Source organism: Streptomyces sp. NPDC002580, assembly GCF_042889485.1.
In the GTDB taxonomy this organism is placed as follows: Bacteria; Actinomycetota; Actinomycetes; order Streptomycetales; family Streptomycetaceae; genus Streptomyces.
This window is the reverse complement of record NZ_JBIAQZ010000009.1, coordinates 1-26,495: the sequence shown is the minus strand read 5'-3', so window position 1 is coordinate 26,495 and position 26,495 is coordinate 1. Positions and strand designations below refer to the sequence as shown.

Genomic DNA, 26,495 nt, shown 5'->3' with positions numbered 1-26,495 from the left:
GCGAGACGTCGATCCCGGTCCCTCATGGAGGCAGAACATCGTGCAGAAGATGACTCGCATCGGCATGGCCGTCGCGACCGCGCTCGCCACAGCAGCCCTGTGCACCCCGTCCGTGTCCGCTGCGGCACACGAGGGATACGGGCACGACCGCGGCGGGGACCATGCGGTCTTCGTCCAGACCGACAACCCGGACGGCAACCAGATCGTCGCCTACCGGCGTGCGGAGAACGGCCGGCTGACCCAGGCCCGAACCTACGACACGCACGGTCTCGGGGGCGTACTGGCCGGGTCGGTCGCCGACCACCTCGCCTCGCAGGGCTCCCTGACCTACGACCCGCGCCACGCCCTGCTGTACGCCGTCAACGCCGGCAGCGACACCGTCTCCGTGTTCTCGGTCGACGGCGACCGCCTGGCGCTGCGGCAGGTTGTCCGCTCCGGCGGCCGTTTCCCGGTGAGCATCGCCGTGCACGACGACGACGTGTACGTGCTCAACGCCCTGAACGGCGGTTCGATCCAGGGCTACACCGTCGACCACGGCCGCCTGCACAAGGAGGCCGGACGCAACCGCCGTCTGGGGCTCGACCCGAACGCCACGCCCCAGTTCACCAACACCCCGGGCCAGGTGGGCTTCACCGGCGACGGCTCCCAGCTCGTCGTCACCACCAAGGCGAACGGCAGCAGTCTGCTCGTGTTCAACCTGAACCGCTCCGGCGCACCGGCCCATTCCCCGGTCACCACGAGTCTGCCGGGCGCCGTGCCCTTTGCCTTCGTCCCCAACGGCCGCCACGGCCTGTTCCTGGCCGAGGCCGGGACGAACGCCGTCGCGACCTTCACCATCCACCGCGACGGCACCGCATCCCAGGAGGCCTTCGCGGCCACGGGCCAGTCGGCCACCTGCTGGATCGTCGCCACCCGCAACCTGCTCTACGCCTCCAACGCGGGCAGCTCCACCCTCAGCGGGTTCCGGGCCTCCGACCACGGCCGTCGGCTGACCCCCCTGGGCAACACGCCCACCAATCCCGGCACCGTCGACGCCGCAACCACCCCGGACGGGCACTACCTCTACGCCCAGACGGGGGTCAACGGCATCGTCGACGAGTTCGCGGTCAACCACGACGGCTCACTCACCCGGCTGGGCTCCCGGACCGTACCGGGCGGCGCCGGCGGCGAAGGCATCGTCGCGTTCTGACCCGCCCCGCGCACAGCACAAGCCCGCGGCCCCGCCTGTCAGGCGGGGCCGCGGCCGCCTCATTCCCCACGAGCCCTGCCCCCTCCTCACACCGGTGTGCCTGGCACAGTCCGGCATCCCACCTGGGACATAGAGGTTCCGGCAGCGCCGCCTCGGTCGGGATCCCGCGGGAGCCCCGCGTCAGGCCAGGGCGAAGTAGCGCAGCCAGACATAGCCGAGGGAGATTGTCACGGTCACGGCGGTGACGATCAGGCCGTACTTGGTGAACTGCCAGAAGGTGATGGGCTGGCGGTTGCGTTCGGCGATGCCGAGGACGACGACGTTGGCGGAGGCGCCGATGGCTGTGGCGTTGCCTCCCAGGTCGGCGCCGAGGGCGAGGGCCCACCACATGACGTGGTCACTGCCGCCGCCCATGTTGTGGACCAGGTCGCTGGTGATGGGCGCCATGGTGGCGACGTAGGGGATGTTGTCCACGACGCCGGACAGCACGGCCGAGGCGCCCAGCAGGGTCAGGGAGCCGCCGAGTTCGTTCGTGCCGATGGCATCGGCCAGCGCCTTGGAGACCTCGTCGATCACACCGGTGTCGATCAATCCGCCGATCATGATGAACAAGCCGGCGAAGAAGGCGAGGGTCGGCCACTCGACCTCGGACAGGACCTCGCTCGTCTCGGCGGTGGAGATCGCGATGAGCAGTCCGGCGCCGAGCAGGGCGACGATGCTCGGTTCGTAGTGGAGCACGGGGTGGAGGACGAATCCGGCCACGACCAGGGCGAGCACGATCAAGCCCTGGACCAGGAGCCGGGGGTCCTTGATGGCTTCCCGCTCTTCCAGGTCCATGATCTCGGCGGCACGGTCCTCGTCGTAGACGAAGAACCTGCGGAACATCACGCGACACAGTGCCACGAGGACGAAGACCAGCAGCACGGCCAGCGGGGCGAGGTGGCCCAGGAAGTCGTTGAAGGTCAGTCCGGCCCGGCTGGCGATGATGATGTTGGGCGGGTCGCCGACCAGGGTGGCGGTGCCGCCGATGTTGGAGGCGAACACCTCCGCGATGAGGAAGGGGGCGGCCGGCAGGGCGAGGCGCTCGCAGACGAGCAGCGTCACCGGGGCGATGAGCAGAACCGTGGTGACGTTGTCGAGAAGTGCGGAGGCGACCGCCGTGATGACCACGAGCATGGCCATCACCCGGAAGGGTTTGGCCTTCGCCTTCTTCACCGACCAGATGGCCAGGTACTCGAACATGCCGGTCTTCTTCAGAACGCCGACGATCATCATCATGCCCATGAGCAGGAAGATGACGTTCCAGTCGATGCCGGAGTCCTGGGAGTAGAACGCCGAGACGTCGTCGGTCGCCCCGATCGCCAGCATCAGGCCCGCGCCGCCCAGGGCCACGGCGACACGGTGGATCTTCTCGCTGATGATCAGGGCGTACGCGCCGACGAATACGACGATCGCGGCCCAGCTGTGCCAGTCGTTCACGGTGCTCCGGTTCCTGCGAGGGGTTGCACGATCCTGTTCCCGGTGTCGTCCCCGTCGGGGATGCCCACCAGTTCGTCGACGTCGAAGGCCCGCGCGATCGGTACGTCGGTGGAGCTGTGCGCGATGATCGAGAAGGCGATGCACACCGCGATGAGCGTGAACGCCTGCTCTGCCTGTGGGATGCCGGACTGCAGTACCAGCAGCCCGTACACCACGGAGGCGAAGCCCTTCGGGCCGAACCAGGCCGCCACCAGCCTCTCCTTGCGGGAGATGCGTGTGCCGAGCAGCGAGAGCAGCAGCGAGGCCGGACGGATCACGAGGATCGCCAGGATCACCGCGGCGTAGCCGCCCCACGACAGGTCCGCGAACAGGGTCGGGGTCAGCAGCGCGCCGAAGACCAGCAGAGCCGCGAACTTCGCCAGCTCCGCGAGCGCCTCGCCGAGCGGTTCGAAGGATGCCTTGGCCTCGGGCGAGACGTGTGCGAGGACGGCGCCCGCCGAGAACGCCGCCAGGTATGCGTTGGCGTGCGTGAGGTGGCAGGCCGCGTACAGGATGATCCCGGTCGCCAGCGGCAGCAGCGGCTGCAACTTCGGCTCGGCACCCAGCAGACGGAACCGCACCAGAGCGTTGACCAGCAGCGGCAGTGCGATGCCGAACACCAGGCCGAGCAGCAGCTCCAGGCCGATCGTCCCGGGCGATGCCTCGCCCTTGCCGGCGATCGGGCCGGCGGCGGCGATCAGCACAAGGACCACCGGGAGGGCGAGCCCGTCGTTGATGCCACTCTCCACGTTCAGCAGCTGCCGCAGCTTGGCCGGGACCTCCCTGCGGCCGACGATCGCCGAGGCGAACACCGGGTCGGTCGGCGCCAGGACCGCTCCCACGAGGAACGACGTCGTCCAGTCCAGGCCCACCAGGAAGTGGGTGACCAGAGCCATGAAGACGAACGCCAGCGGCATACCCAGGCCCAGGGCTCGTGCCGGGTTCCGCCAGTTGGAGCGCAGTGTCGGCAGTGAGACGTGCATGCCGTCGGTGAACAGGACCGCGAAGAGAGCCAGGTCCGCCGTCACGGAGACGATCTCGCTGTCCGGCGTGATGTGGATCAGGCCGAGAAAACCATCGCTGACGAGCGCACCGCCGACGAGGAAGAGCAAGGAGGTCGACAGCACCGTCCGTGCCGCAAGACCCGACAACAGCACCGCCACCAGTAGCGCGACGCCGAACACCACCACCAGCACCATGTCGAACGCCCCGATCGGAAGAGAGAGTGATCCCCTGCTCGCCGACCAGGCTTCCCGGCACACCGATGGGAACCTTACCGGTTCTTGACGCTTCTTTAACAGGTTGTTGGCGGGCACTCCGGAGGACTGGATATTGCCGGTTCCCGGCAGGGTCGGGCCGTATCGGACCATTCCCGGGACTCGTGAGAACCGCTGAACGGCAGGGGCACCAAAGCGAGGCTCCCGAACAGCGCAGGACTCCCAGCGGCCGGCCAGAAGTCCTCGGGGACGTCACCGCCCGCCTCGATGTCGGCACCGGCCTCGACCCCACCGAGCGCGAAGCCCTGCTGAAGCGCGTACGGGCCTACGAACAGGCCCCCACAGAACAGGTGGAGAAGCTTCGGGTCCAGCTGGCTCGCGCGGTAGACTTCGCCGCCACTCTCCGTGGACGTCCGCCGAACACCGACGGCTGCTGATCCCGCGTATCAGGCGGAATCGACGGCGAGCAGCCGGTCCAGCAGGTGGGAGGCGGTGATGACGCCCAGGAGCCGCACACCGGCCTTGTCCTTGTCCACCACGGCCACGAGCGGACTGCGGGCCTGCGCCATGTGCGCGGCGACCTCCAGCGCGGTGTCGTCCGGGGCGGCGACCACGGGCGGCGGCGTGGTCTTGGACAGGCAGTCGCGCACCTTGCGGCCCTTCAACGCGGCGCACAGCCGGTCGGCGTGGCGTTCGTCGACGACGGCCGCGAGGGTCGGGTCCTCGACCACGTATCCCGGCACGAGGATTTTGATCATCTGTGAGGCGGGCAGGATCGCCTTCGGCGCGCCTTCTTCGTCCACCACCAGCAGTGCGGGGAGCCGGTGCTCGGCCATCAGCCGCGCGGCTTCCAGGGCGTCGCTGTCGAGGCCGACCGTCTCGTACTCCACCGCCAAGTCACGCGCACGCATACCCGGCTCCCGTCTTGCTGCCGTCGTCCGCGGCTCCTGCGTCTCCCGGGTTCGGCTGGAAACGGCTGGTCGCACGAGCACGATACAACCAACCTGCGGAGGTCGTGCGGGCCGGCGGACGACAACGGTTCGCTCGGGGTCCGTCTCACTCGCGCTCTCGCGGCCGACACGCCATCGTCCGCCGGTCCCGGCGGACCAGAACGACCGTGTTGAGCGCCACGATCACGAGAGCGACGACGAGGGGCACCATGAAATACGTCATCACGGCTCCCGTCGCCGGGCCGCGCGCGGGGTGTTCGGGGTGGCGGGCACATGCCGGGGGTCGGCAACGCGGGTGATGGCCGACTCGACGGCGGCGACCCGTTCCGCGAGCAGGCCAAGGGCGGCGACGGCGCGCGTGAGGGGATCGCTGTCGGGTCCGCCCAGGGTGTGCGTGCGGACGTACGCGGACTTCACCTCGGCCCAGCGGTCGGCCTGTGCGGTGGTGAGCGTGCCGCGCAGTTCGGCGAGTTTGAGGAGGTTGGCCTCGGCTCCGGTGGTGAGGGTCTGTGCCTCGGCCGTGTAGTGGTCGTCGAGGAGCGCGGCCAGTTCCGCGTCGTTCATGATGGGCTGGAGACGCTGGGCGATCTTGTTCATGTTCCGGTAGGAGCCCTGGAGCCGGAAGGGCGGTTCGGTGCGAGCCTCGTCGGTCTGGGCAGCGGAGGCAATGTAGGCGGCGTTGACCGCGAGGAGCGTCCCGCGCGCGGCGACCAGGTGACGCAGAACGGCCAGGATTCGCTCCAGTTCCGCGGGCGCGTAAGAGTGGCTGAGCCGGTCGGCGCGTGCGGTCGCGTCGCCGACCGCGAGCCGGACCAGCAGGTCGAGGTCGGCGCGGTCACGGCCGGCCAGCGGAGCCAGAACAGGGATTGCCGTCAGCGCGTTCTCGATGAAGCTGAGGGCGAAGGCGTCCTCCTTGCCCGTCAGGACCTCGCCCAGGTTCCACACGTCGGCGCGGTTGGCGAGCATGTCCGGCACCCGGAAGCGGCTGCCGGATTCGGTGTAGGGGTTGCCCGCCATGCAGACCGCGAACCGCTTGCCCCGCAGGTCGTAGGTGCGCGGCACGCCGTCCCGCACCCCCTCCATGCGGCGGGTGGTGTCGCACAGCGGGATGAACTTCTGCAGCAGCTCGGGCGAGGTGTGCTGGATGTCGTCGAGGTACAGGAGGGTGTTACTGCCCGCCGCCAGGGCGAAGTTGATCTTCTCGACCTCCTGCCGGGCGGCGGCGTTCGGAGCTTCGGCGGGATCGAGGGAGGTGACGGCGTGGCCGAGCTCCGGGCCGCTGACCTTCACCAGCAGGAGGCCCAGGCGGTCGGCGACGTACTCCATGAGCGTCGTCTTGCCGTAGCCCGGCGGGGAGACGAGCAGGAGGAGTCCGCCGGTGTCGGTGTGCTTCGCCTCGTCCGCCGTGCCGAGCTGCTTGGCGAGGTTGTCGCCGATGAGCGGCAGGTACACCTCGTCGATGAGGCGGCCGCGGACGAACGACGCCATGGGTCGGGGGCGGTGGTCATGCAGGCGCAGACGGGTGCGTTCGGCGCTGACCAGGGCGGTACGCCGGCGCTGGTAGGCGCGGAAGGCCGGGTTCTCCAGCTCGCGGAATCTGTCGGTCCGGGCGAGGAACTCGTCGATCCGGACGGGCAGGCAGCGGCCGGTGATGCGCGGGTGCGTGCCGAGCAGGCCCTCGGCCGTGGCCGTGAGTGGGGCGTCCGCGTCGTAGCGGGTCAGTTCCGGGCACAGCTCGGCGGCCACCGTCTCGGCCAGATCTGCGGGGTCGCCGCCGGTGGAGGAGACGTACGAGAACAGCCAGGCCTCCGCGAGCTGGCGGCGTTCGGCGAGGTCGTCGAGTGCCGCCAGGTCCTCGTCGTAGGCCGAGGTGTCCACGGTGTGGCGGAACTTGTCGAGCAGGGTGCGGGCGGCCGCGCTGAGCGCGAAACCGTAGGGGCCGTCGGTCAGTTCCTCGAACAGGTACGAGGCGGCGGCGAGGGCGGTCCTTTCGTCCGGCGAGGACCAGTCTCCGATCGCGTCCGCCAGCTCGCCCTCCAGCTCGGCGATCGCGGGGGACGGACCGAAGGTGTCCCGTGCCCGGGCGAGGGACACCGCACGCCGTGTCCAGGTGGCGCGCGCCTCGGCCGTGGTGCCGTGTGCCCAGAACAGCTGGGCGGCGGCGCGGCCGGTGGGCTCGTGACGCAGCGGGCCCGCCTGCTCGTACAGCGGAAGCAGGGCGGTGAGGATCACGGTGGCGTCGTGGTCGTGGACGCCGCGCTCGTAGCCCTCGTCGTACGCCTCCTCCGCGGCCTTGCGCGCCAGGGTGGGCAGCTCCGCCTCCGCGAGGGTCGCGTACCCGTGCTCCTTCAGCAGGCGGGCGGCGAGGTGCTCGGCGCGGTAGACCTCCGGCGATTCCGACGGCAGGTGCCGGTCCCAGAAGGGGCGCGTCGTGGCGAAGTCGGGATCCGTGACGGGAGAGCGGTAGTCGGTGCCGGTGAGGGCGAAGGCGAGGCCGTCGCCTTGCGGCACCAGTGTGAGGTCGAGAGGCTGGGTGTTGACGGCGAAGCGGTGGCTGCCCAGGCGGATGGTGCGACCGTCGTCGGCGTAGAGGTCGACGCGGTCGCGCAGGGCGCGGGCCGCTTCCTGCCGGGCTGCCTTCAGGCGGCCGTCCAGTTCCTCTGCCCGTACGCCGTCGTCGAGGTCGCGCAGCTCGTCGGCGGTGCGGCGGACCTTGGCGACGATGGGATCGGAGGCGAAGAACGCCGCGACCGCGTCGGGGTCCGTGAGGGTCGCCGAGCGGCGGGCGATCGTCTCCAGGAGCCGGGCGGCGGACGTGGCCAGCTGTTCGGCCCGGCGGGCGCGGGTGTCGGCAAGCGTCTGCTTGCGGGAGGAGAAGACCTCGTGGACCTCGGCGCGCTTGTCCGCCAGTGCGCCGAGGAAGCCGTCGAACTCGGCGAAGCGGGACTCCAGGTCCTCCAGCCGCATCAGGATGCCCGTGAGCTGCTCGTCACACGCCTCAGGAGTGCCGGCGACCGTGAGCGCGGCGGTGACCGACTGGCCGAGCAGAGCGAATTCTGCGGCGAACTCGGCGTGACCCTCACGGTCGAGGAGGGTGCGGCGGCGGGCGTCGAGGGTGGCGCGAGCCCGGTTGAGGCCGCCCAGCACCCCGGCGACGCGCTCCAGCACGGACGTGCGGACCGTGGCGTCGGTCATGTCGATCCCTGCGACGACCTCGGTCACCGTGCGCAGCCCCTCGGCCAGCTCGTCGAGGCGGACCGTGACGGGCGCGGCCTCGGCGACGGTGGCGATCGACTCGGCGTCCGCCACGAGCTGTTCGACGCTCGCGTGGTGTCCGGCGAAGGCGTCCTCGCGGGCCAGGAAGGCGACGGCGCGCTGTCCGAACGTCGCGAGGTCCGCCGCCACGCCCGCGGCCAGCTCGTCGATGCGGGCGGTGTCGGAGTGGCGCAGCTCCTTGAGGGTCAGCAAGTGCCCTTGGACGTGGCGCAGTTCGGTCAGCCCCGTCACCCAGAAAGCCGCGTCGCGTGGGGTTTCACCCCGCAGTCGGCGCACCACCGTCGCGACGCGGGCCGCGGCTTCTTCGAGAGCGTCGGATGCCTGTCGGGTCAGGGCCAGGACGGTCTCGAACTCGGCCAGCACCTGTTCGGCGGTACCGCGCACGGCCGCCAGGGGGGTGAGCAGGTCGCCCAGTTCTTCGTCACCGAGCCAGTGGTGGCTGTCCATGGCGCGGACGCAGGCGGCCGACAGTTCCTCGTACACCTCGGTCGTGGGCGTGGTCTCGGCGACGGCGCGCGTGACGGACAGACAGTCGGAGATGCCGCGGACGAGGTCGGCGTTGCCGACGCGGTCCAGCGGCCCTGCGCCGGTGGGGGCGATGGCGGCGTAGGTGTCGGACACGTACGGGGAGCGCCACTGCTGAACGGGGTGGACGCGCACCGGGTCGTCCCCGCCGGCACGTAGCACCATCAGGGTGCCGTCGTCGAAGAGCGCTGAGCCGTGGCACGGCAGCGGAGCCGCGACCTCCTTGCGGATCAGGTTGAAGGACATCAGCAGCCTGCGGCCCTGCCCAGGGGCGTGGAACGCGTACAGCACGTCCTCGCCGTTGGGTGACCGCACCTCGTGCTCGAACTCCAGGCCGATCGTGTCCAGGTCGTACGTCTTGTGCCCGCCTCCGGCCAGGCAGTAGCCCCCGGGGAACACGATGCCCTGGTCGTCGGGCAGCCGGCGGCACGCCTGGCCGATGCCGTCGAGGCGGACCACGGACCTGGTGAGCGTGTTGAACACCAGGTAACGGTGGGTGTCCTCCTTGTAGGGGCGGATCCGCAGCAGGATGAGGGCGCCCACCCGTGCGTGGGCGATGTCCGCGTCGGCGAGTGATTGCAGCGGCTCGTCGACCGGCTCGTCGAAGATCGCCTCACCGGTCTCGGTGTCATCGTCCACCTTGACGGTGAGTGCGCCGCCGACGGTCGAGACGAAGATCTCGCCCTGGACGCGGACGTGCGGGTGGCGGCCGAGCGCGTGGTCCTCGCGGGTGGTGGCGGTCCAGGCGAAGTCGTGGGAGGGCGCCAAGGCGTGGTCGCGGTCCCCTCGCGCGTCCAGGAAGGACACCTGTCCGTCCGGGGTCGTCGCCCAGCGCAGGACGCGGATGTCCCCGGCCTTCTCTCCCGTCTGGAAGACGGCCAGCAGTCTGCCGTCCGTGCGGCGGAGCTGGAGGAGCCGGGCCTGCCGGTAGTAGCGGTGCAGGGCTGCGAACTCCCTTACGAACCCGGGATCGTCCAGGAGACCCGGTACGGCGTCCTGGGGGAGCCGGTTCAGGTCCCGGTCGTGCAGCGCGAAGACGTCGCCCACCGCTGTCTCCGCCCGGACGCCGAGCTGCGGAACGCAGCCGAAGAGCAAGGAGTCCCCGACGGCGACGACGTCCCGGGGCACGGACGGGCGCTCGCCGCGCAGCCGCTCGGTGCCGGTGAGTTCCAGCCGCACCGAGCCGAATTCCTGCGTACGGCGGGCGTTGAGCACCTCGGCACGGTGGGCGAGTTCGGCGGCCTGGGCCGCGAGCCGGTCGCGGAGCACCTCGTACGTGCCGGTGTCGACGGCGTCGTACGTCCCGGTCTGGAGCATCCCGGTCTGGTGGGTTCCCGTGTGGAGGCCGGTTGCCATGGTGTGTGGATCCCTTCAAAAAAAGGTGCGGGCGGGAGCTGCCCTCCCCTGTGGGGCAGCTCCCGCCCGCAGGTCGTCAGGCCCTCGCGCTGCCGTTGAGCGCGGCGAGCGGGGTGTCCGCGAGGCCCAGCTCCCCCGCCTTGTCCAGGAGCTGCTGCACGGGTCCGGCGGGAGCACCGTCCGACTTCATGAGCTTCATCAGGAGGGCGGAGACGGTCAGGTTCTGCACGTCGGCTGTCGAGACCGAGCCGAGGACGCGGCTCAGGTCGTCGGTGAAGGACGAGGTCCCGTCCAGCCACGGCTTGGCGAGCGCCTGTGCCGTCTGTGAGTTCTCGACGAAGGCGTCGACTCCCTTGCCGAGCGCGATCGAGGACATCAGCCGGTCGAAGAAGAGCGACTCACCGCCGACGATGTCGATGTCGGCGTTCTCCAGCCCGGTGGCGAGCACGGTGGCCTGGGCCTCGGCGATCTGCCGCTGGACGTCCAGCCCGGCGAGCCGGATCTCCTTCTCGGCCTGGAGGCGCAGGCGGTATTCCTCGTGGCCGCGGGACGCGTCGTCGAGGGCGGCCATCGCGGCGGCCTTCTCGGTGAGGCCGGCAGCTTCGGCCTTCAACTTCTCGCCGATCGCCATGGCTTCCGCGAGCGCCTTGGCCTGTGCGCCCTCGGCCTCGGCGCGCAGCCGGGCCTCCGTGGCCACGGCCTCGGCACGGCCTGCCTTCTCGGTGACCTCGGCTTCCTTGTCGCGGACCTGGACGGCCGCGAGTCCTTCGGCCGCCGCCTCGGCCTGCACGCCCTCGGCCAGTCGCAGCTTGGCCTTGGACTCCAGGTCGGCCGACTTCAACTGCGCTTCCGCGAGCGTGAGCTGCTCGGCGGCGCGGTGCGTCGCGGCCTGCTCGGCGGCCTCCGCGGCCTTGATGTCCTTGACCAGCTTCTCCTGCGCCTCGGCCTCGGCGGCGATGATCACCGTCTGGCGGTCGCGCTCCGCCGCCTCCACGGCACGCAGCTTCTTGATGGACTCCTCCTGCTCGGCGACCGTCCGGTCCACGGCGACGCGCTCACGGATGACCTCGGCGATCTCCCGCTTCTCCGCCTCGATCTCCTTCTCGGCGGCGATCCGTGTCAGCTGTGTCTCCCGTTCGCGCCCGATGACCTCGAGGAGGCGGTCCTTCTCGATGCGCTCGTTCTCGACGGCGATCACACGCTCACGGTTCTTGGCCGCGACGGCGACCTCGCGCGCCTGGTTCTCCCGCTGGACGCCCAACTGTTCCTCGGTGCGCAGGAACGCGCCCTGGGCGCGCAGCCGCTCCTCCTCCACCACCCGCGCCGTCTCCGCCTCTTCGCGGGCCCGCACGGTGTCGATCTCCCGCCTCTGCTTGATCTCCGCGTCGGCCTGCCGGCGCTCCAGTTCCAGGATCGCCTCCCGCGCGTCGACGTCCTGCCGGGTGATCTCCTTCTGCTCGTTGCGCTGGGCCTCGTTGGTGCGGACGTGCTCGATGGCCGTCAGTTCGGTGATCTTGCGGATGCCCTGGGCGTCGAGGACGTTCGCGGGGTCGAGCTGGGTCAGCGGCGTCTGCTCGAGGTAGTCGATCGCCGCGTCCTCCAGGTGATACCCGTTGAGGTCGACGCCGATCAACTCGATGATCTGGTAACGCAGTTCCTCGCGCTTGGTGTACAGGTCGGTGAAGTCCATCTGCTTGCCGACGGTCTTCAGCGCCTCGGAGAACTTCGCGTGGAACAGCTCCTGCAACGTGTCCCGGTCGCTGGCCCGCGCGGTGCCGACGGCCTGAGCGACCTTGATGACGTCCTCGACCGTCTTGTTGACCCGGACGAAGAACGAGATCCGGATGTCCGCGCGGATGTTGTCCCGGCAGATGAGCCCTTCACGTCCGGTGCGCGTGATCTCGATCGTCTTCACCGAGATGTCCATGACCTCGGCCTTGTGCAGCACCGGCAGCACGATCTGCCCGGTGAAAGTGACGTCCACCCTCCGGGTCTGGGAGACGATCAGCGCCTTGCCCTGCTCCACCTTGCGGAAGAGCCGGGAAAAGGCCAGCAACAGCACGAGGGCGACGAGCAGCAGGGCGGCGGCGAGCACGCCGATGGCAACCATGGCATAAGTCCTTGAGGCGTAAGGGAGTTGAAACGTGACGTGGGAGGCGGGACAGATCCCGCCGGAGGTGGGCGCTCGCGGCACGGTCACGTGCCGCGAGCGGCTCACCGGTGCATTCGCCGTCGATGCTTGCGATGGTCCGCGAGCGGACCGGGTTCCCCTGGGAAATGTCGGCGCAAAGGCCGTACGAACAGGCAGGTCAGCCGCCAGGCGGCGAGCAGTGAGCCTGCCGGCGCCAGCAGATGCAGAACACCGGTGGCGGTCCCTGATGGCGCATGGGCGGAGAGCACGGCGGAGAGCACGGCGGAGAGCAGGGCGGTCGCGGCGACGTTGAGGAGCCAGGCGAGCACCGCCAGCAGCGACAGCGCGACCGTCACCGGCACCCCGCCCATGCTCCAGGCATCGAGGTCGGCGTCAGCGTCGAAGCTGTCCATGGTCACGGCGCCGACGGCGACCAACAGCCAGAAGCACACGGCCACGACCAGGGCGGCGGTGAAAAGGATGCCGGTCAGACCCGTGGCGGCCTCGACGAACGTCCGCATCATCGGCCCCCTTCCCCCGCACGGCACACCCCGACGGCGCACTGCTCCCCTCCAGGTTCTGGGCCGGGCACCACCTGCCGGTGTCCGGCACCAGAACCTTCGCAGTGCTCCCCGCACGTCATGGTGCACGGCCGGGGCACGCACCCGCATTGCCGATTCCCGGCAATGTTCACTAGGGTCTGCATGCCGGTGGGCCGCCAAGAAATCGTCACCGGCGCGTCAAGATTCGGGGGACGACGTGACCGACCGCGAGCATCCCGTGCACTATCTGCACGGCTACGCCGAGATCCTGGCCGACGTCTCGGCCACCGGCCGGCGCCTCACGCGCGAGGAGATCGAGTCCCGGCGCGCCCTGGGTGAGCAGGCAGCGGAAGCCGGACACGGCTTGCGCACCCTCGTCAGCGAGCACCTGACCGCCGCGCGCTCCGCCTGGCCCCACTCACTCGGTTCCACCGACACCGCGCTCGGCGCCGTGCAGCAGGTGATAGACGCCTTCGCCGAGGGCTACGAACGCGCCCAGCACCACGCCGTACGTCAGGAGGAGGCCGCGCGCCGCGAGTTCATCGACGACCTCCTCTACGGCCGCAGTGACCTGGGCCGCCTCGCAGAACGCGCCGAACGCTTCGGACTGCGCCTCTCGCACGCACACGCGGTCGCCGTCGCCCAGGGCCCGGCCGCGTACGACGAGAGCGACCCGGTGCTGCGGCAGGTCGAACGGGCGCTCATCGGCCGGTTCGGCGACCGCGACGTCCTGATCACCACCAAGGACGGGCGCTTGCTGTGCGTCGCGCCCGGCCATCAGGACGACGTTCTCGCCTACTTCGCCAAGCAGGCCTACGCCGCCACGGAAGGAGGGCGCGTCGCCATCGGCCGCCCCCGGCCCGGCCCCGGTGGCGTCGTCCATTCCTATGAGGAAGCGCTCAACGCCCTCGAACTGGGGGAACGCCTGGGCCTCGAGGATCCGGTCCTGCGTGCCGCCGACCTCTTGGTCTACCCGGTCCTGACCCGGGATCGCCAGGCCATGGCCGACCTCGTCCTCGACACCCTCGGACCGCTCACCACAAGCCGCGGCGGCGCCCAGCCGCTCCTGGACACCCTCACCGCGTACTTCGACTGCGGCTGCGTCGCAGCCGAGGCCGCCCGCCGCCTGAGCCTGAGCGTGCGCGCCCTGACCTACCGCCTGGAACGCATCCACAAGCTCACCGGCGCCAACCCGGCCGACCCGGCCCACCGCTACATGCTCCAGACCGCGGTCATCGGGGCACGGCTGCTGGACTGGCCCGCCACCGCTCTGTGACCACCCGAACGCCGGATCCGCATTTTCGGGTAACGGTAACCTCAGCCCGTCGCAAGAGTACTGCCCTGCTCGCCCGGATTCCCGACGACGGGAAGTCGTCTGCGCGGCCATGACCCGCTGTACTCGGTCATCGAAACTGTTGCACTACCGCCGTACCGAAGTCCGGCAGCAGACCGCCGACGCTGCGGCAGCCATCGGTTTCCGGTACGCGATTTCGGGCCATGATGTCGTCGCCCATAGGACGGCAGTGCACAGCGTTCATGCGGCGAGCCGGCCGACGGAGAGAGCAGCGTTGTGTAGCCGCGACTGTGTCCGGCCACGAGTCCCATCAGGTGACCAGGGGGCGAAAAGTCATATTTCTACTCACCGAGGTAATCCATGCCCCCGGTCGGCCTCGAATACCTCAGTGAACGGCCGAGTAAGACCCGATCGATGCGGCCCGAGTCAAAGCCCGACCACGGACAACTTACGGTCCGCGCTCAACGCGCCACGCGCCGTTCCTTCGCCCGGCCCGGTCCCGGCCGCGCGGGCGGCAATGCCTCGACCCGGCGGAGACCGGGGCGCTGAGGTCGTTTTCTCCCCGGAAGTACCCATGACGGGAAAGCAGGTTGCCACCATGTCCCCGAGCCCTCAGGTTGTCGAGCGCGTTGCACCTGGTACCCCCGCCGCAGGCGCCGTGGACGCGCTGGCGCAGGTGCTCGCCGACGTGCTGCACCTCGACGAGGTGGTGTCCGACAGTCACTTCTTCAACGACCTGGGTGCCGACTCCCTGGTCATGGCTCACTTCTGCGCTCGCGTCCGGAAGCAGGCAGACCTCGGGCGGGTGTCGATGAAAGACGTGTACGCGCACCCCTCCATCGGTGCCTTGGCGCTCGCGCTGGCTGAACCCGTTCCCGCCACTCTCCCGGAACCGCCGAGCCCCGTTCCGTCCACCCGCCCTATGGCACCTGTCTTGGGAAAGGCCAGATACGTGGTGTGCGGGACACTACAGCTCCTGGTTTTCATCTCTTACTCGGGCCTCATCGCGTTCGTCAGCGTCCGAGGCTACGAGTGGATCTCCCAAGCATCCGGGTTGCTCGATGCATACCTCCGCTCCGTACTCTTCGGTGTCGCGGTCTTCCTTGGACTGTCCGCTCTGCCCGTCGCGGTGAAGTGGGTCCTCATCGGACGCTGGCAGCCCCAGCAGATACGGATCTGGAGCCTGGCTTACTTCCGACTCTGGATCGTCAAGACACTTGTCCGTTCGGATCCGCTGGTCCTGTTCGTCGGGTCTCCGCTCTACACGCTCTATCTCAAGGCGCTGGGCGCGAACATCGGATCAGGCGTCGCGGTCTTCTCCCGCCACGTTCCGCTCTGTACCGACCTGCTCGCCATCGGGGATTCCGCGGTCATCCGCAAGGACTCTTTCTTCCCCTGCTACCGCGCCCGTGACGGCCTGATCGAGACCGGCACGGTGACCCTGGGGAAGGACACGGTCGTCGCCGAGGCATCGGTGCTCGACATCGAGACGTCGCTGGGTGACGGCGCCCGGCTGGCCCATGCGTCCGCTCTGCACAGCGGTCAGGCGGTGCCTGCCGGTGAACATTGGCACGGGTCACCCGCGCAGCGCGCCGAGGTGGAGTACGAGGTGGTGGGGCCGGCTGCCTGCGGTGCCCTGCGCAGGTCGGTCCACAGCGTCACCCAGTTGCTGAGCGCGCTCCTGGTGTATCTGCCGCTGTCGGTCGGCGGTATCGGCGTCCTGCTTGCCGAAGCGCCCCAGCTCTCGGCCGTTTTGGAGCCAGGACCCACGGTTCTCACGACCTGGGTCTTCTACCGCGATGCCCTGGCGGTCTCATTCGTCCTGCTCTTCGTGATCACGCCGCTGGGATTCCTCCTGCTCGCCACCGTTCCCCGGCTCCTGGCTCGCACGATCGAGCCGGACCGGACCTATCCGCTCTACGGCTTCCACTACGGAGTGCATCGCGCGATCACGCTCCTGACGAACCGACGGTTCCTGACAAGGCTGTTCGGGGACAGCTCCGGCATCGTGCCCTATCTCCGTCTGCTCGGTTACGACCTCTCGCGGGTGGAGCAGACCGGGTCGAACTTCGGGACCGAGGTCAAGCACGAGACGCCCTACCTGAGTTCGGTCGGGACGGGAACGATGGTCGCCGACGGGCTGTCGATCAACAACGCCGAGTTCTCCAGCACGTCCTTTCGGGTGTCCCGTGCCGCCATCGGGGCGCGCAACTTCCTGGGCAACAGGATCGCCTACCCCTCGCGGGGCAGGACGGGGGACAACTGTCTGCTGGCGACCAAGGTCATGGTCCCGGTCGACGGGAGGATCCGGGAGGACGTCGGTCTCCTGGGCTCGCCCAGCTTCGAGATTCCCCGCTCGGTCCGGCGCGACAGCAGCTTCGACCTCATGAACCGGGGCGAGACGCAGCGCAGTGGCCTCGTCGCCAAGAACCGGCACAATGCCGCGTCCATGATGCTGTACCTGCTGGTGCGGTGGTTGTACGCCTTCGTCATCACGATGGTCGTATCGGGAGCCGCAGAGCTCTACACCTCGATCGGCGCCGAGGCCATCGCGCTGGGCAACGTCCTCGTCGTGGTCGTCAGCGCCGTGTACTTCGTCCTCGTGGAACGTGCGATCACGACCTTCCACCCGCCGGGCCCCTTGTTCTGCTCGATCTACGACCGCCGCTTCTGGCGGCGTGAGCGCTTCTGGAAGGTGCCGTCGGAGACGTACCTCCAGGTCTTCAACGGGACCCCCTTCAAGAATGTGATCTGGCGCCTGCTGGGCGTCCGGATCGGCCGCAGGGTCTTCGACGACGGCTGCTACCTGACCGAGCGCACGATGGTCACCATCGGGGACGACGCCACCCTCAATGCGGGCAGTGTCGTCCAGTGCCACTCACAGGAGGACGGCGCCTTCAAGTCCGACCGTTCCACGGTCGGTTCCCGCTGCACTCTCGGGGTCGGTGCGTTCGTGCACTACGGCGTGACCATGGGTGACGGCGCCGTGCTCGCACCGGACTCCTTCCTGATGAAGGGCGAAACCGTCCCGCGGAACGCCTCGTGGGGCGGGAATCCGGCTCACGAGATCCGACCGGGCAGCGCCCCGGAAACGGAGGCGGCACGATGAACACCCCCGCACGGTCCGGCGCGGAGTACTGGCGCGATGTGCTCTTCGCGGGTGGTTCCACCTCGGTGCCCCGATGGGCACGGACCCCGACGCCCGGCACCGCGGTGGTCCAGGCGGACCTCCCTGAGCCTCTCGTAGCGGAGTTGGGCCGCTTGGCGACGTCGGCGGGTGTTTCCCCCACCTCGTTGATGCTGGCGGCCCACGCCAAGGTGCTCGCCGCCCTGTCCGGTGAATCCGCCGTCACGACGGGCTATGTCGCCCTCGCGCACACGGCTCCGCTGCTCTGCCGCCTGACGACCGGTACCGCCTCGTGGCGGAGCCTGCTCCTGCACGCACACGCCACCGAGTCGGAGTTGCTGGCCCATCAGGACTTTCCGGTGGAAGCTCTCCGACGAGAGCTGGGCCTGCCCACCGTCGTTCTTGAGACGGTGTTCGATCCGACCGGCGACGGTGAACCCGTACAGGACACCGTGCTCCATGTGGCCATCACACGGCACAGCGGCCGGTCCGTCATCCGGCTGCGGTACAGGACCGACGCCGTCGACGAGGCATGCGCCACCAGAATCGTCGGCTACCACCTCACCGCACTCAGGTTGATCACGGCCGATCCGGACGCGCCGCACGGACAGCAGAGCCTGTTGTCTCAGGAGGAACTCCACCACCAGCTCGACGGTCTCGCAGGACCCCGCCGTGACCTGCCCGACCTGCGCTGTCACGAAGTGTTCGAACAACGGGTGCGTACGCACCCGGATGCCGTCGCAGCCGTACAGGGCGACCGGCTGTGGACCTACCGGGAACTCAACAGCCGCGCCAATCGCATCGCACATGCCTTGCTGGATGCCGGGCTGGGCCGTCAGGACGTCGTCGCCGTGGTGACCGAGCGGAACCTGGAGTGGATCGCCGGCGTCCTCGGGGTCCTCAAGGCCGGCGGCGCCTACCTGCCCGTCGAGCCCCGCTTCCCGGCCCGACGCACCGCCGGCATGCTGACCCGCGCCGGATGCGGCCTGGTACTAGCCGAATCCGGCAGCACCGCCACTCTCGACGAGGCCGTGAAGTGCCTGCCGGGAACCCGGACACTGCTCATCGACCGACTCTGCGAGGAGAGCGGCGACGACGCCGACCCCGGCGTCGGCGTCGCGTCCGGCGATCTCGCATACGTCTTCTTCACCTCCGGCTCCACCGGCGAACCCAAGGGTGCGATGTGCGAGCATGCCGGGCTGCTCAACCATCTGTACGCGAAGATCGACGACCTGGGGATCGGTGAGGGCGACGTGGTCGCCCAGACAGCGCCCCAGTGCTTCGACATCTCCCTGTGGCAACTGCTGTCCGCGCTGCTGGTGGGCGGCCGTACTCTGCTGGTCGTCCAGGACGCCGTCCTGGACGTCCGGCGGTTCCTCGACACACTTGCCGCCGGCCGAGTCGGCGTGCTCCAGATGGTGCCCTCGTATCTCGACGTGGTGCTGTCCTTCCTGGAACGTCACCCGCGCGAACTACCCGATCTGCGCTGCGTGTCGGTCACCGGCGAAGCGGTCAGGAAGGATCTCGTCAAGCGCTGGTTCACGGCCCGGCCCGGCGTCCGGCTGGTCAATGCCTACGGGCTGACCGAGACGTCGGACGACACCAACCACGCAGTCATGGACCGCGTTCCGGACAGCGACCAGGTGCCGCTCGGCCGTCCGGTCAACAACGTGCGCGTCTACCTCGTCGACGAACACCTCGCCCCCGTGCCGCTGGGCGCCCCCGGCGCGATCGCCTTCTCGGGGATCTGCGTCGGCCGCGGATACATCAATGATCCCGAACGTACCCGGGCGTCCTTCCTTCCGGACCCCCACCGGCCGGGCGAGCGGCTCCACCTGGGCGGCGACTACGGACGCTGGCTGCCCGACGGTCAGTTGGAGTTCCTGGGCCGCCGGGACAACCAGGTCAAGGTCCGCGGCTTCCGGATCGAGATCGGCGAGATCGAAGAAGCGCTGCTGCGCGTACCTGGTGTGCACGACGCAGCGGTGACCGTTGCTGAGGAGGCAGGACGCGGCCGGCATCTGCTCGCCTTCTACAGTTCCGGACACCCGCTGAAGACCGTCACCCTCCAGGAGCGGCTGGGGCGCATCCTGCCCGCCTACATGGTTCCGTCCGCCTTCAGCCGGCAGGAGGCCCTGCCGCTCACCGCCAACGGGAAGATCGACCGAGCGCGACTGAGCGCACTTGCCACGGAGTCCGACCCGGGCCAAGAGCACGGGGACGACGTACCCCGCACTCCCACGGAGCGGCGTCTGGCCTCGGTCTGGGCCGAGGTGCTCGGTGTCCCGCGCGGCCATGTGGGCAGGCAGGACGACTTCTTCAACCGCGGCGGGACATCACTGTCGGCCGTCAGGGTGGCGATCTCCCTGGACCGGGAGGTCACGCTCAAAGACCTCATCCGTCACCCGGTACTCACCGACCTGGCCGCGCTGGTCGACCGCCGCACCGTGAGCCGATCGCAACCGTAAGGAGCGACATGTCTTCCATCGAATTGACCACCTCACCGCTCGCCCTGGAACGGGAGCCCGGCCGGCCCGCAATGCTGCGGGTCCAGGGCACCCGAGACCAGGCCGGCTGGGCGGCCAAAGCCCGCGAAGGCCTCGGTGCCGCGCTCGTCGAGCACGGCGCGGTCATGATCCGCGGGCTGGAGTTGGGCGCCACGGCAGACGTGGTGGCGGTCCTTGAACAGCTGGCCGTCGAGCCGATGAAGGAGAAGGAGACCTTCGCACAGCGAACGGCCTACGCCCCCGGTGTGCACTCCGCCTCCCCCTGGCCGCCCAACCAGCCGATGTGCATGCACCACGAGCTGAGTTACACACTCGATTTCCCCGGCCTGATGCTCTTCGCGTGCCTCGCCGAGCCCACCTCCGGCGGAGCCACCGGCCTCGCCGACGCCGCGGCTGTTCTCGACGCGCTGCCCAGAGGCCTGACCGACCGGTTCGAGCGAGAAGGATGGCTGCTCACCCGTAACTACAACGACGAGATCGGGGCCACGCTGACCGAGGCCTTCGGCACCGCCGACCGGGATGCCGTGGAGAGCTACTGCCGCGCCCACGCCATCACCTGCGCCTGGCAGCCGGACGGCAGCCTGCGCACCGCCCAGCGCCGCAGTGCCGTGGTGCGCCACCCGGTCAGCGGACGGCGCTGCTGGTTCAACCAGATCGCCTTCCTGAACGAGTGGACGCTCGCACCCGAAGTGCGGGAGTACCTGGTCGACGAGTACGGGGCCGACGCTCTGCCCTTCAACACGCGGTACGGCGACGGCGAGCCGCTCGACGAAGAGGTCGTCCGGCTCATCAACGAGGTCTACGAGGACCACACCGTACGCAGCCCGTGGCGGAGCGGTGACCTGCTCGCCGTCGACAACGTGCGCACCGCACACAGCCGGGAAGCCTACGAGGGACCCCGCGACGTGGTCGTCGCGATGGCCTCCCCGACACGGCTCGAAACCTCCTCTCCGACGCTCGAAGTGGGGCTGCGATGAACGCCGGACATGCCCGGTCGACGCTCGCCCACGGCTCCAGCGAGATCATCGTGCCGCCATTCGCGGTGATCCCCGGCAGCCAGGTCCAGCGCGCCCTCGACGGTCGTGAGAAAGAGATCGTGGAGCTGGTCGAGGCCACCTATCGGCTGCACGGAGCAGGCAGAACGGTGAACCCTCCCTCCTCGTTCCTCCGCTTCCCGGACCGCCCCACCGCCCGGATGATCGCCCTGCCCGCTTCGCTCGGTGGTGAGGCGCCGGTGGACGGAATGAAGTGGATCTCCAGCTTCCCGGAGAACGTGCGGTCCGGCATACCGCGAGCGTCTGCCGTTCTGATCCTCAACGACCCCAGCACCGGATACCCGTTCGCCTGCATGGAGAGCTCCATCATCAGCGCTACCCGCACGGCCGCATCCGCGGCATCGGCCGCCGACCGGCTCAGCCGTGACCGGCCGCGGCCCACACGCATCGGGTTCTTCGGAACGGGACTGATCGCCCGGTACGTTCACACGTTCCTCCAAGGCTCCGGCTGGTCGTTCGACGACATCGGGGTGTACGACCTCTCACTCGACAGCGCCGCCGGATTCCGCATGTACGCGGAGCAGTCCAGCAACGCCGCCCGCGTCACAGTGCACCAGGGGCCCGAGGAACTGGTCCGCACCAGCGATCTGGTGGTCTTCGCGACCGTGGCCGGAGAGCCGCATGTCAGCGATCCGGAGTGGTTCGACCACAACCCCGTGGTGCTGCACGTGTCGCTGCGGGATCTCGCCCCCCAGGTCCTGCTGGCGTCGACCAACATCGTGGACGACGTCGAGCACTGCCTCAGGGCTGCCACCTCACCCCATCTGACCGAACAGCTCACGGGAAACAGGGACTTCGTACACGGCACGCTGGACGACGTGATGGCGGGCCGGGTGGACGTGCCGGCAGACCGGCCCGCGGTGTTCTCACCGTTCGGCCTCGGCGTGCTCGATCTCGCGGTCGGAAGCTACGTCTACGACCAGGTGGCCCGCTCGGGCGAACTGCAAACCGTCGACGACTTCTTCCACGAACGACGCCGCTACGGATGACACAAGCAGGCCCGTCAGTACGGCACCAGAAACACCTCACCAGGGCCACTGCCAGCAAGCGCACCTAGCACCACATCGCAGAGGAGTTCGTCATGTCGGTCATATCCGTTCCTCAAGCCTTCAATGAAGAGGAGCTCTATGTCGACGTGGAGTCGATCTTCGGGCACTCGCTGCTTCTCAAGTGCGAGGGGTTCAATTTCGCAGGCTCGATCAAACTCAAGGCAGCCGCCGAGATGGTGGCCGCGGCCGAACGCGACGGAACCCTGACGGTCGATTCCATTCTCGTGGAGTCCTCGTCCGGCAACCTCGGCGTGGCACTGAGCATGATCGCGGCGAGCAAGGGATACCGCTTCGTCTGCGTGACGGACTCACGCTGCAACCTGACGACGCGACTGATGATGGAGGCGCTGGGCAGCGAGGTGCACGTCGTGGTCGGCCAAGAGGCCAACGGCGGCTTCCTCGGCGCTCGACTGGACCACGTGCGGCAGATGTGCGCCACCGACGACCGGTGCGTGTGGCTGAGCCAGTACACCAACCAGGCCAACTGGAAGGCGCACTACCGCACGACGGCCCCGGAGATCGCCCACTCGTTCCCCGAACTGGACGTCCTGTTCGTGGGTGCGGGGACCACCGGAACGTTGATGGGGTGCGCACGCTATTTCCGGTCCTGGCATCGCCCGGTGCGGATCGTCGCCGTGGACAGCGCGGGCTCCGTCGCGTTCGGGGGTGCCCCCGGCCGGCGGATGATCCCGGGGCTGGGCATGAGCATGCGTCCGCCGCTCCTGGACGAGTCCTACGTCGACGAGGTCGTGCGGGTCGAGGAGGCCGACACCATCCGCGCCTGCCGGCGCCTGGCCAGACAGGGCTTCCTCTTCGGCGGCTCCACCGGCACCGTGGTGAGCGGCGCGATCGGCTGGCTGACGGACCACGGGGCGAAAGCACTCACCTCGGTGGCCGTCGCCCCGGACCTCGGGGAGCGATACCTCGACACCATCTACCAGGACAACTGGGTGCAGGACCTGTACGGCACAGATATCGTCGACGACGCCCAGCTCGCTCTGGCGAACTCCGCGGCCTGCCGCCCCGAGCCGAGCCGATGAAGCGGACGGCAAGCACCCCCTCAGACGAAAGCCTTCTCCCCTGAGGGGGCGTTCGCCATCCGCAACGACGAGGCACAGTTCGGCTCGCGGGCGGGTGACCGACGCACCTTTTGCGTCCAACCCTCTTGCGCCTGCTTTCCCACAGCGCAGTCGGCGGGACTGTAAGGCGTTCGGGTCTGGCCCGTAGTCGGTGGTGGCGCCGCGTAGCCGTACTTGATCGTGATCTCGTGGTGGATAGCAACTTCCTTATGGAGAGGCTGTTTTCCGGGGGTGGGAGAGACGCGGTCGTGGCCGGTGCCGGTGGCCGGCGCGAGGGACCGACCCGTTCGAGGCGGTCGGTGTGTCACCATCGAGGCGTGAGCAGCACTCCGGCCTTGACGCACGATGCCCAGCTCTCGCAGTTGCGGCGGCTACGTCTGGCCAAGGACGCCATGGACCGCGATTGGGCCGAGCCCATAGACCTGGACGTGGTCGCCGCGCACGCTGGGTACTCGCGCTATCACTTCGTCCGCGTCTTCCGGGCCGCGTACGGGCAGACACCCGGGCAGTATCTGAGCCACCGCCGCATCGAGCGTGCGGAGGAGCTGCTGCGCACTGCCGACCTGTCGGTCACCGAGATCTGCACGCTGGTCGGCTTCACCAGCCTGGGAACGTTCTCCTCCAGCTTCAAGAAGCACACCGGCCTCACGCCGAGTGAGTACCGCGCCCGGCATGTCGGGCAGGGGTCGGCGCTGATCCCCGGGTGCTATGCGCTGCTCTGGCACGGGAGTTTCAAGGGACTGCTGAAGCGCAGCGCCGAAGAGCGCAATTCTGGAGAAGCCGGGTGAGGCAGCGGTAACTACGGTGGGCTGCAGGGCGTGGGCGAGCAGCGCTCCGTCGAGCACAGGGAGTCAGCCGTGATCAAGGGATTGTCCATCGCCAACGTCTGGGTCCTCGACCACGAGCGGGCCAAGGCGTTCTACACCGAGCAACTGGGGCTCGAGATTCGTACCGACATGACGATGGGCGAGGCGGGGATGCGCTGGCTCACCGTCGGCGCCAAGGACCAGCCGGATCTTGAGATCACACTGATGGTCCCAGGGCCACCTGCGCTCGATCCGGAGTCCGCCGAAGAGTTGAAGAAGCTGATCGCCAAGGGTGTGCTGGGGGCGGGTGTATTCGCCACCGACGACATCCATGCCGACTACCAGGCGATGAAGGCGCGCGGTGTGGAGTTTCTGCAGGCACCGCAGGAGCGGCCGTACGGGACTGAGGCCATCTTCCGCGATGATTCCGGCAACTGGTTCTCCTTCACACAGCGTCGTGAGCAGCTCGATCTCGACAAGGACTGGAGCTGCTGATACCTGAGTCGTAGACCGTGATCTTCACGTCTGCGATGCGGCTTGTCGCCGGTAATGACTGGCTCGTGATCGTGACTGGTGGCGGCGTCGCCAGGTGGACCGGCTGAGCCGGTGAGCGGGGCCGTGACCGGGGCGGACAGCGACAGTGATGAACAGGCGCTGGATCTCGTTACAGGTCAGCGGGAGCAGGTCATCCGGTCCCGGACGGCGGGTTTGTTCGTCGGCACGGACAACGGCGAGAAAGGCATGGGCGAGCATGGCGAGGGTGACCCATCGGACCCAGGAGGGGTAGCGGCGGACCTGGCGCTCATCGAGCCCGGCCAGCCCTTTCTCGCTTTGGAAGGTCTCCTCCACTCGCCATCGGGAACCTGCGACCTTGACCAGGGTCGCCAGGGATGCCGACGTGGTGCAGTGGCAGCGGTGGAAGGCGAGCACGCCGGTGGTGCGGTTGCGGCGGATCAACAGCTGGTGGTGACCCGGTGCCGCTTCGGCAAGGTCGATGACGGCCCAGCCGTAGAACCGATGCCCCTTCGCACCACGTCCGGCCGAGAGCTTCTGCCAGGCCCGCCTGGGCACCTTCTTCACCAGGGCATCAGCACGGAACGTGCCCGCGCCGGTCGGCACTTCAGCCGAGCAGGCCACCGCGAGGACGTAGCCGATGCCGCGTTCCTCCAGCGCCGCCCGCAGTTTCGGATTGCCGCCGTAGACCTCGTCCCCCGTGACCCGGCCGATGCGGTGTCCGGCGTTCAGGAACCGTTCGATCATCACCCGGGCCAGTTCCGGCTTGGTCGCGAAAATGGTGTCCTCGCCGAGCCCCGCTGCCCGGCAGCGATCTGGGTCGCACGTCCACGAACGCGGGATGTACACCGCCGCGTGCCCCCGGGCGCCTGTGTAAACGAGGTAGACCGCGACCTGGGAGTTCTCGATCCTCCCGGCCGTACTGGTGTACTGGCGCTGGACACCGACAGTGTGCGTCCCCTTCTTCACGTCCCCGGTCTCGTCGACGACCAGCACCGCGGCGTCGTCGCGGAGGTGCTCGACCACGTATTCGCGCATGTCGTCACGGACGGCGTCGGCGTCGGCGTCGGCGTCCCAGGCTGCCCGGCACAGCAGGTGTTGCATGCCGTGCGGGCTGGCCTCGCCAGCCCCCTCCGCGATCGTCCAGCAGTTCTTCCGCGGCAGGTCCGACAGCAACCCGAGCACCAGCCGCCCGGCCCGGCGCCGGGACTCAACCCGCTCAAACCGGCCCGCGATCCGCCCCAACAGGCCATCGAATACCTCGCGCCAACGCGCGGGATCTATGTTGTGACCTGCGGCCACCGTCTCTTCGTAAGTCCACACAACTCACGATGATCAACGGTGGCCGCACCTGTCTCCGCACCGGCCCAACCAGCAAGATCACGATCTACAGCTGGATTACCAGGCACGATCCAGGGTCCGCCTTCGAAGATCATCGGGTGGTGGATCATGGTGGGGTGATACGTCGTCATGAACTCACCGACCATGAGTGGGAGTTGCTCACTCCGCTGATACCGCGGGCCGCCACAGGGCGGCCGCGCGTGGCCGACCGGCAGGTCGTCAACGGGATGGTCCACAAGATCCGGACCGGGGTCTCCTGGCGTGACCTGCCGGAACGTCACGGGCCGTGGCAGAGGGTCTGCACCCGCTTTCGCCGCTACGCGTTGGACGGCGTGTTCGCCCAGGCACTCCAGCAGATCCAGGCCGGCGCGGACGCTGTCGGCGACATCGACTGGCTCGTCCAGATCGACTCCACCGTCGTCCGCGCCCACCAGCACTCGGCCGCCACCCTGACCCCCGCCTTCCTCCTCCGCCGCCTCTTCAAGCGGTACGGACTCCTGCCGTAGATCGGTACGGGCACGGTCAGGCGTCACCCGTGCCGCGGAACGAACCGGCAGAGGATGCCTCAACGATCAGCCGACACATTCATGCCGGGTCACATGAAGCGAAGGCTGGCGGTCTCGTGTGCGGGGTCGACGGCGGCTATGGGCCAGCCTCATGACCACTCGTCCCCGTGCTCACAGCAGCGCAGCACCCCGTACCGGGGATCTCGGGGGCACTTTCTGAGGCTTGTGTGCCTCCCAAACTCGAGCCCTGTCCAGGTCCCCGGGGGCACTCCTCGTACGCTTGAGAGCCCCGGAGGGGCAGGCCCTCGCAGAATTCACCCCCGAATTCGCCACGCCACAGCCCCAGTGACCTCCTCAGGGCTACGTACGCGATGTACCACCAGCAGACGAAGAATCTGCCGGGACGAACACGCGCCGCGCCCAGGCGCAGCACCTTGCCCATGCCCACGGCGGCTGAGCGCCCAGGCCGGGCTCGATCTCTCAGCCCGGTCACCTGCCACGCAACAACCCTGAG

17 protein-coding genes and 1 pseudogene are annotated in these 26,495 nt (G+C 68.9%); 11 read left to right on the top strand and 7 right to left on the bottom strand.

The features are described 5' to 3' along the window. Positions 1–49: 49 nt before the first annotated feature. Positions 50–1,189: a lactonase family protein gene (locus tag ACFYW7_RS26190; protein ID WP_389507223.1), complete on the top strand. Its 1,140-nt coding sequence runs from the start codon at positions 50–52 to the stop codon at positions 1,187–1,189. A 180-nt stretch (positions 1,190–1,369) separates the two neighbouring features. Here the strand turns inward: ACFYW7_RS26190 and ACFYW7_RS26185 are convergent, their stop codons facing one another. Continuing rightward, positions 1,370–2,668, bottom strand: a complete 1,299-nt coding sequence (locus ACFYW7_RS26185; protein ID WP_389506506.1) for an SLC13 family permease — start codon at positions 2,666–2,668, stop codon at positions 1,370–1,372. Then, positions 2,665–3,906, bottom strand: coding sequence for a cation:proton antiporter (locus ACFYW7_RS26180; RefSeq protein WP_389506504.1), 1,242 nt, complete (start codon positions 3,904–3,906; stop codon positions 2,665–2,667). Before ACFYW7_RS26180 ends, ACFYW7_RS26185 begins: the two co-directional genes overlap by 4 nt. A 266-nt stretch (positions 3,907–4,172) precedes the next feature. On the opposite strand from ACFYW7_RS26180, the pseudogene ACFYW7_RS26175 reads away from it, so the two are divergent. Then, positions 4,173–4,361: pseudogene (locus ACFYW7_RS26175) on the top strand (MerR family transcriptional regulator); the annotation flags it as partial. Positions 4,362–4,370: 9 nt separating this feature from the next. Here the strand turns inward: ACFYW7_RS26175 and ACFYW7_RS26170 are convergent. The 4 genes from ACFYW7_RS26170 to ACFYW7_RS26155 form a co-directional block, all read right to left on the bottom strand. Then, a complete protein-coding gene (locus ACFYW7_RS26170; RefSeq protein ID WP_389506501.1) occupies positions 4,371–4,835 on the bottom strand; it encodes a CBS domain-containing protein in 465 nt (154 codons plus the stop codon). Between the two features lie 261 nt (positions 4,836–5,096). Beyond that, positions 5,097–10,031, bottom strand: a complete 4,935-nt coding sequence (locus ACFYW7_RS26165) for a DNA repair ATPase (RefSeq protein WP_389506499.1) — start codon at positions 10,029–10,031, stop codon at positions 5,097–5,099. A gap of 76 nt (positions 10,032–10,107) precedes the next feature. After that, on the bottom strand, positions 10,108–12,141 hold the full coding sequence (locus ACFYW7_RS26160) for an SPFH domain-containing protein (protein WP_389506497.1): 2,034 nt from the start codon (positions 12,139–12,141) through the stop codon (positions 10,108–10,110). Between the two features lie 104 nt (positions 12,142–12,245). Continuing rightward, positions 12,246–12,686, bottom strand: coding sequence for a hypothetical protein (locus ACFYW7_RS26155; protein ID WP_389506495.1), 441 nt, complete (start codon positions 12,684–12,686; stop codon positions 12,246–12,248). Positions 12,687–12,921: 235 nt separating this feature from the next. Between ACFYW7_RS26155 and ACFYW7_RS26150 the strand changes: the two genes are divergently transcribed. The 8 genes from ACFYW7_RS26150 (at position 12,922) to ACFYW7_RS26115 (ending at position 24,116) form a co-directional block, all read left to right on the top strand. Then, on the top strand, positions 12,922–13,980 hold the full coding sequence (locus ACFYW7_RS26150; protein ID WP_389506493.1) for a PucR family transcriptional regulator: 1,059 nt from the start codon (positions 12,922–12,924) through the stop codon (positions 13,978–13,980). Between the two features lie 616 nt (positions 13,981–14,596). Continuing rightward, a complete protein-coding gene (locus ACFYW7_RS26145; RefSeq protein ID WP_389506491.1) occupies positions 14,597–17,107 on the top strand; it encodes a Pls/PosA family non-ribosomal peptide synthetase in 2,511 nt (836 codons plus the stop codon). Beyond that, positions 17,104–19,593: an amino acid adenylation domain-containing protein gene (locus ACFYW7_RS26140; RefSeq protein WP_389506489.1), complete on the top strand. Its 2,490-nt coding sequence runs from the start codon at positions 17,104–17,106 to the stop codon at positions 19,591–19,593. The genes ACFYW7_RS26145 and ACFYW7_RS26140 overlap by 4 nt, the downstream gene beginning before the upstream one ends. 8 nt (positions 19,594–19,601) lie before the next feature. Beyond that, entirely contained in the window at positions 19,602–20,609 is a 1,008-nt protein-coding gene (locus ACFYW7_RS26135) for a TauD/TfdA family dioxygenase (protein WP_389506487.1), read from the top strand. Beyond that, positions 20,606–21,676, top strand: a complete 1,071-nt coding sequence (gene sbnB, locus ACFYW7_RS26130) for a 2,3-diaminopropionate biosynthesis protein SbnB (protein WP_389506485.1) — start codon at positions 20,606–20,608, stop codon at positions 21,674–21,676. Before ACFYW7_RS26135 ends, sbnB begins: the two co-directional genes overlap by 4 nt. A 92-nt stretch (positions 21,677–21,768) precedes the next feature. Further along, a complete protein-coding gene (gene sbnA / locus ACFYW7_RS26125) occupies positions 21,769–22,776 on the top strand; it encodes a 2,3-diaminopropionate biosynthesis protein SbnA (RefSeq protein WP_389506483.1) in 1,008 nt (335 codons plus the stop codon). Positions 22,777–23,207: 431 nt separating this feature from the next. Continuing rightward, positions 23,208–23,603: a helix-turn-helix transcriptional regulator gene (locus ACFYW7_RS26120; RefSeq protein WP_389507221.1), complete on the top strand. Its 396-nt coding sequence runs from the start codon at positions 23,208–23,210 to the stop codon at positions 23,601–23,603. Between the two features lie 69 nt (positions 23,604–23,672). Further along, entirely contained in the window at positions 23,673–24,116 is a 444-nt protein-coding gene (locus ACFYW7_RS26115) for a VOC family protein (RefSeq protein ID WP_328446075.1), read from the top strand. A gap of 24 nt (positions 24,117–24,140) precedes the next feature. On the opposite strand, the gene ACFYW7_RS26110 is transcribed toward ACFYW7_RS26115, so the two are convergent. Continuing rightward, positions 24,141–25,379, bottom strand: a complete 1,239-nt coding sequence (locus tag ACFYW7_RS26110; RefSeq protein ID WP_389507219.1) for an IS701 family transposase — start codon at positions 25,377–25,379, stop codon at positions 24,141–24,143. Between the two features lie 212 nt (positions 25,380–25,591). On the opposite strand from ACFYW7_RS26110, the gene ACFYW7_RS26105 reads away from it, so the two are divergent. After that, a complete protein-coding gene (locus ACFYW7_RS26105) occupies positions 25,592–25,981 on the top strand; it encodes a transposase (RefSeq protein WP_389506480.1) in 390 nt (129 codons plus the stop codon). Positions 25,982–26,495 lie beyond the last annotated feature (514 nt).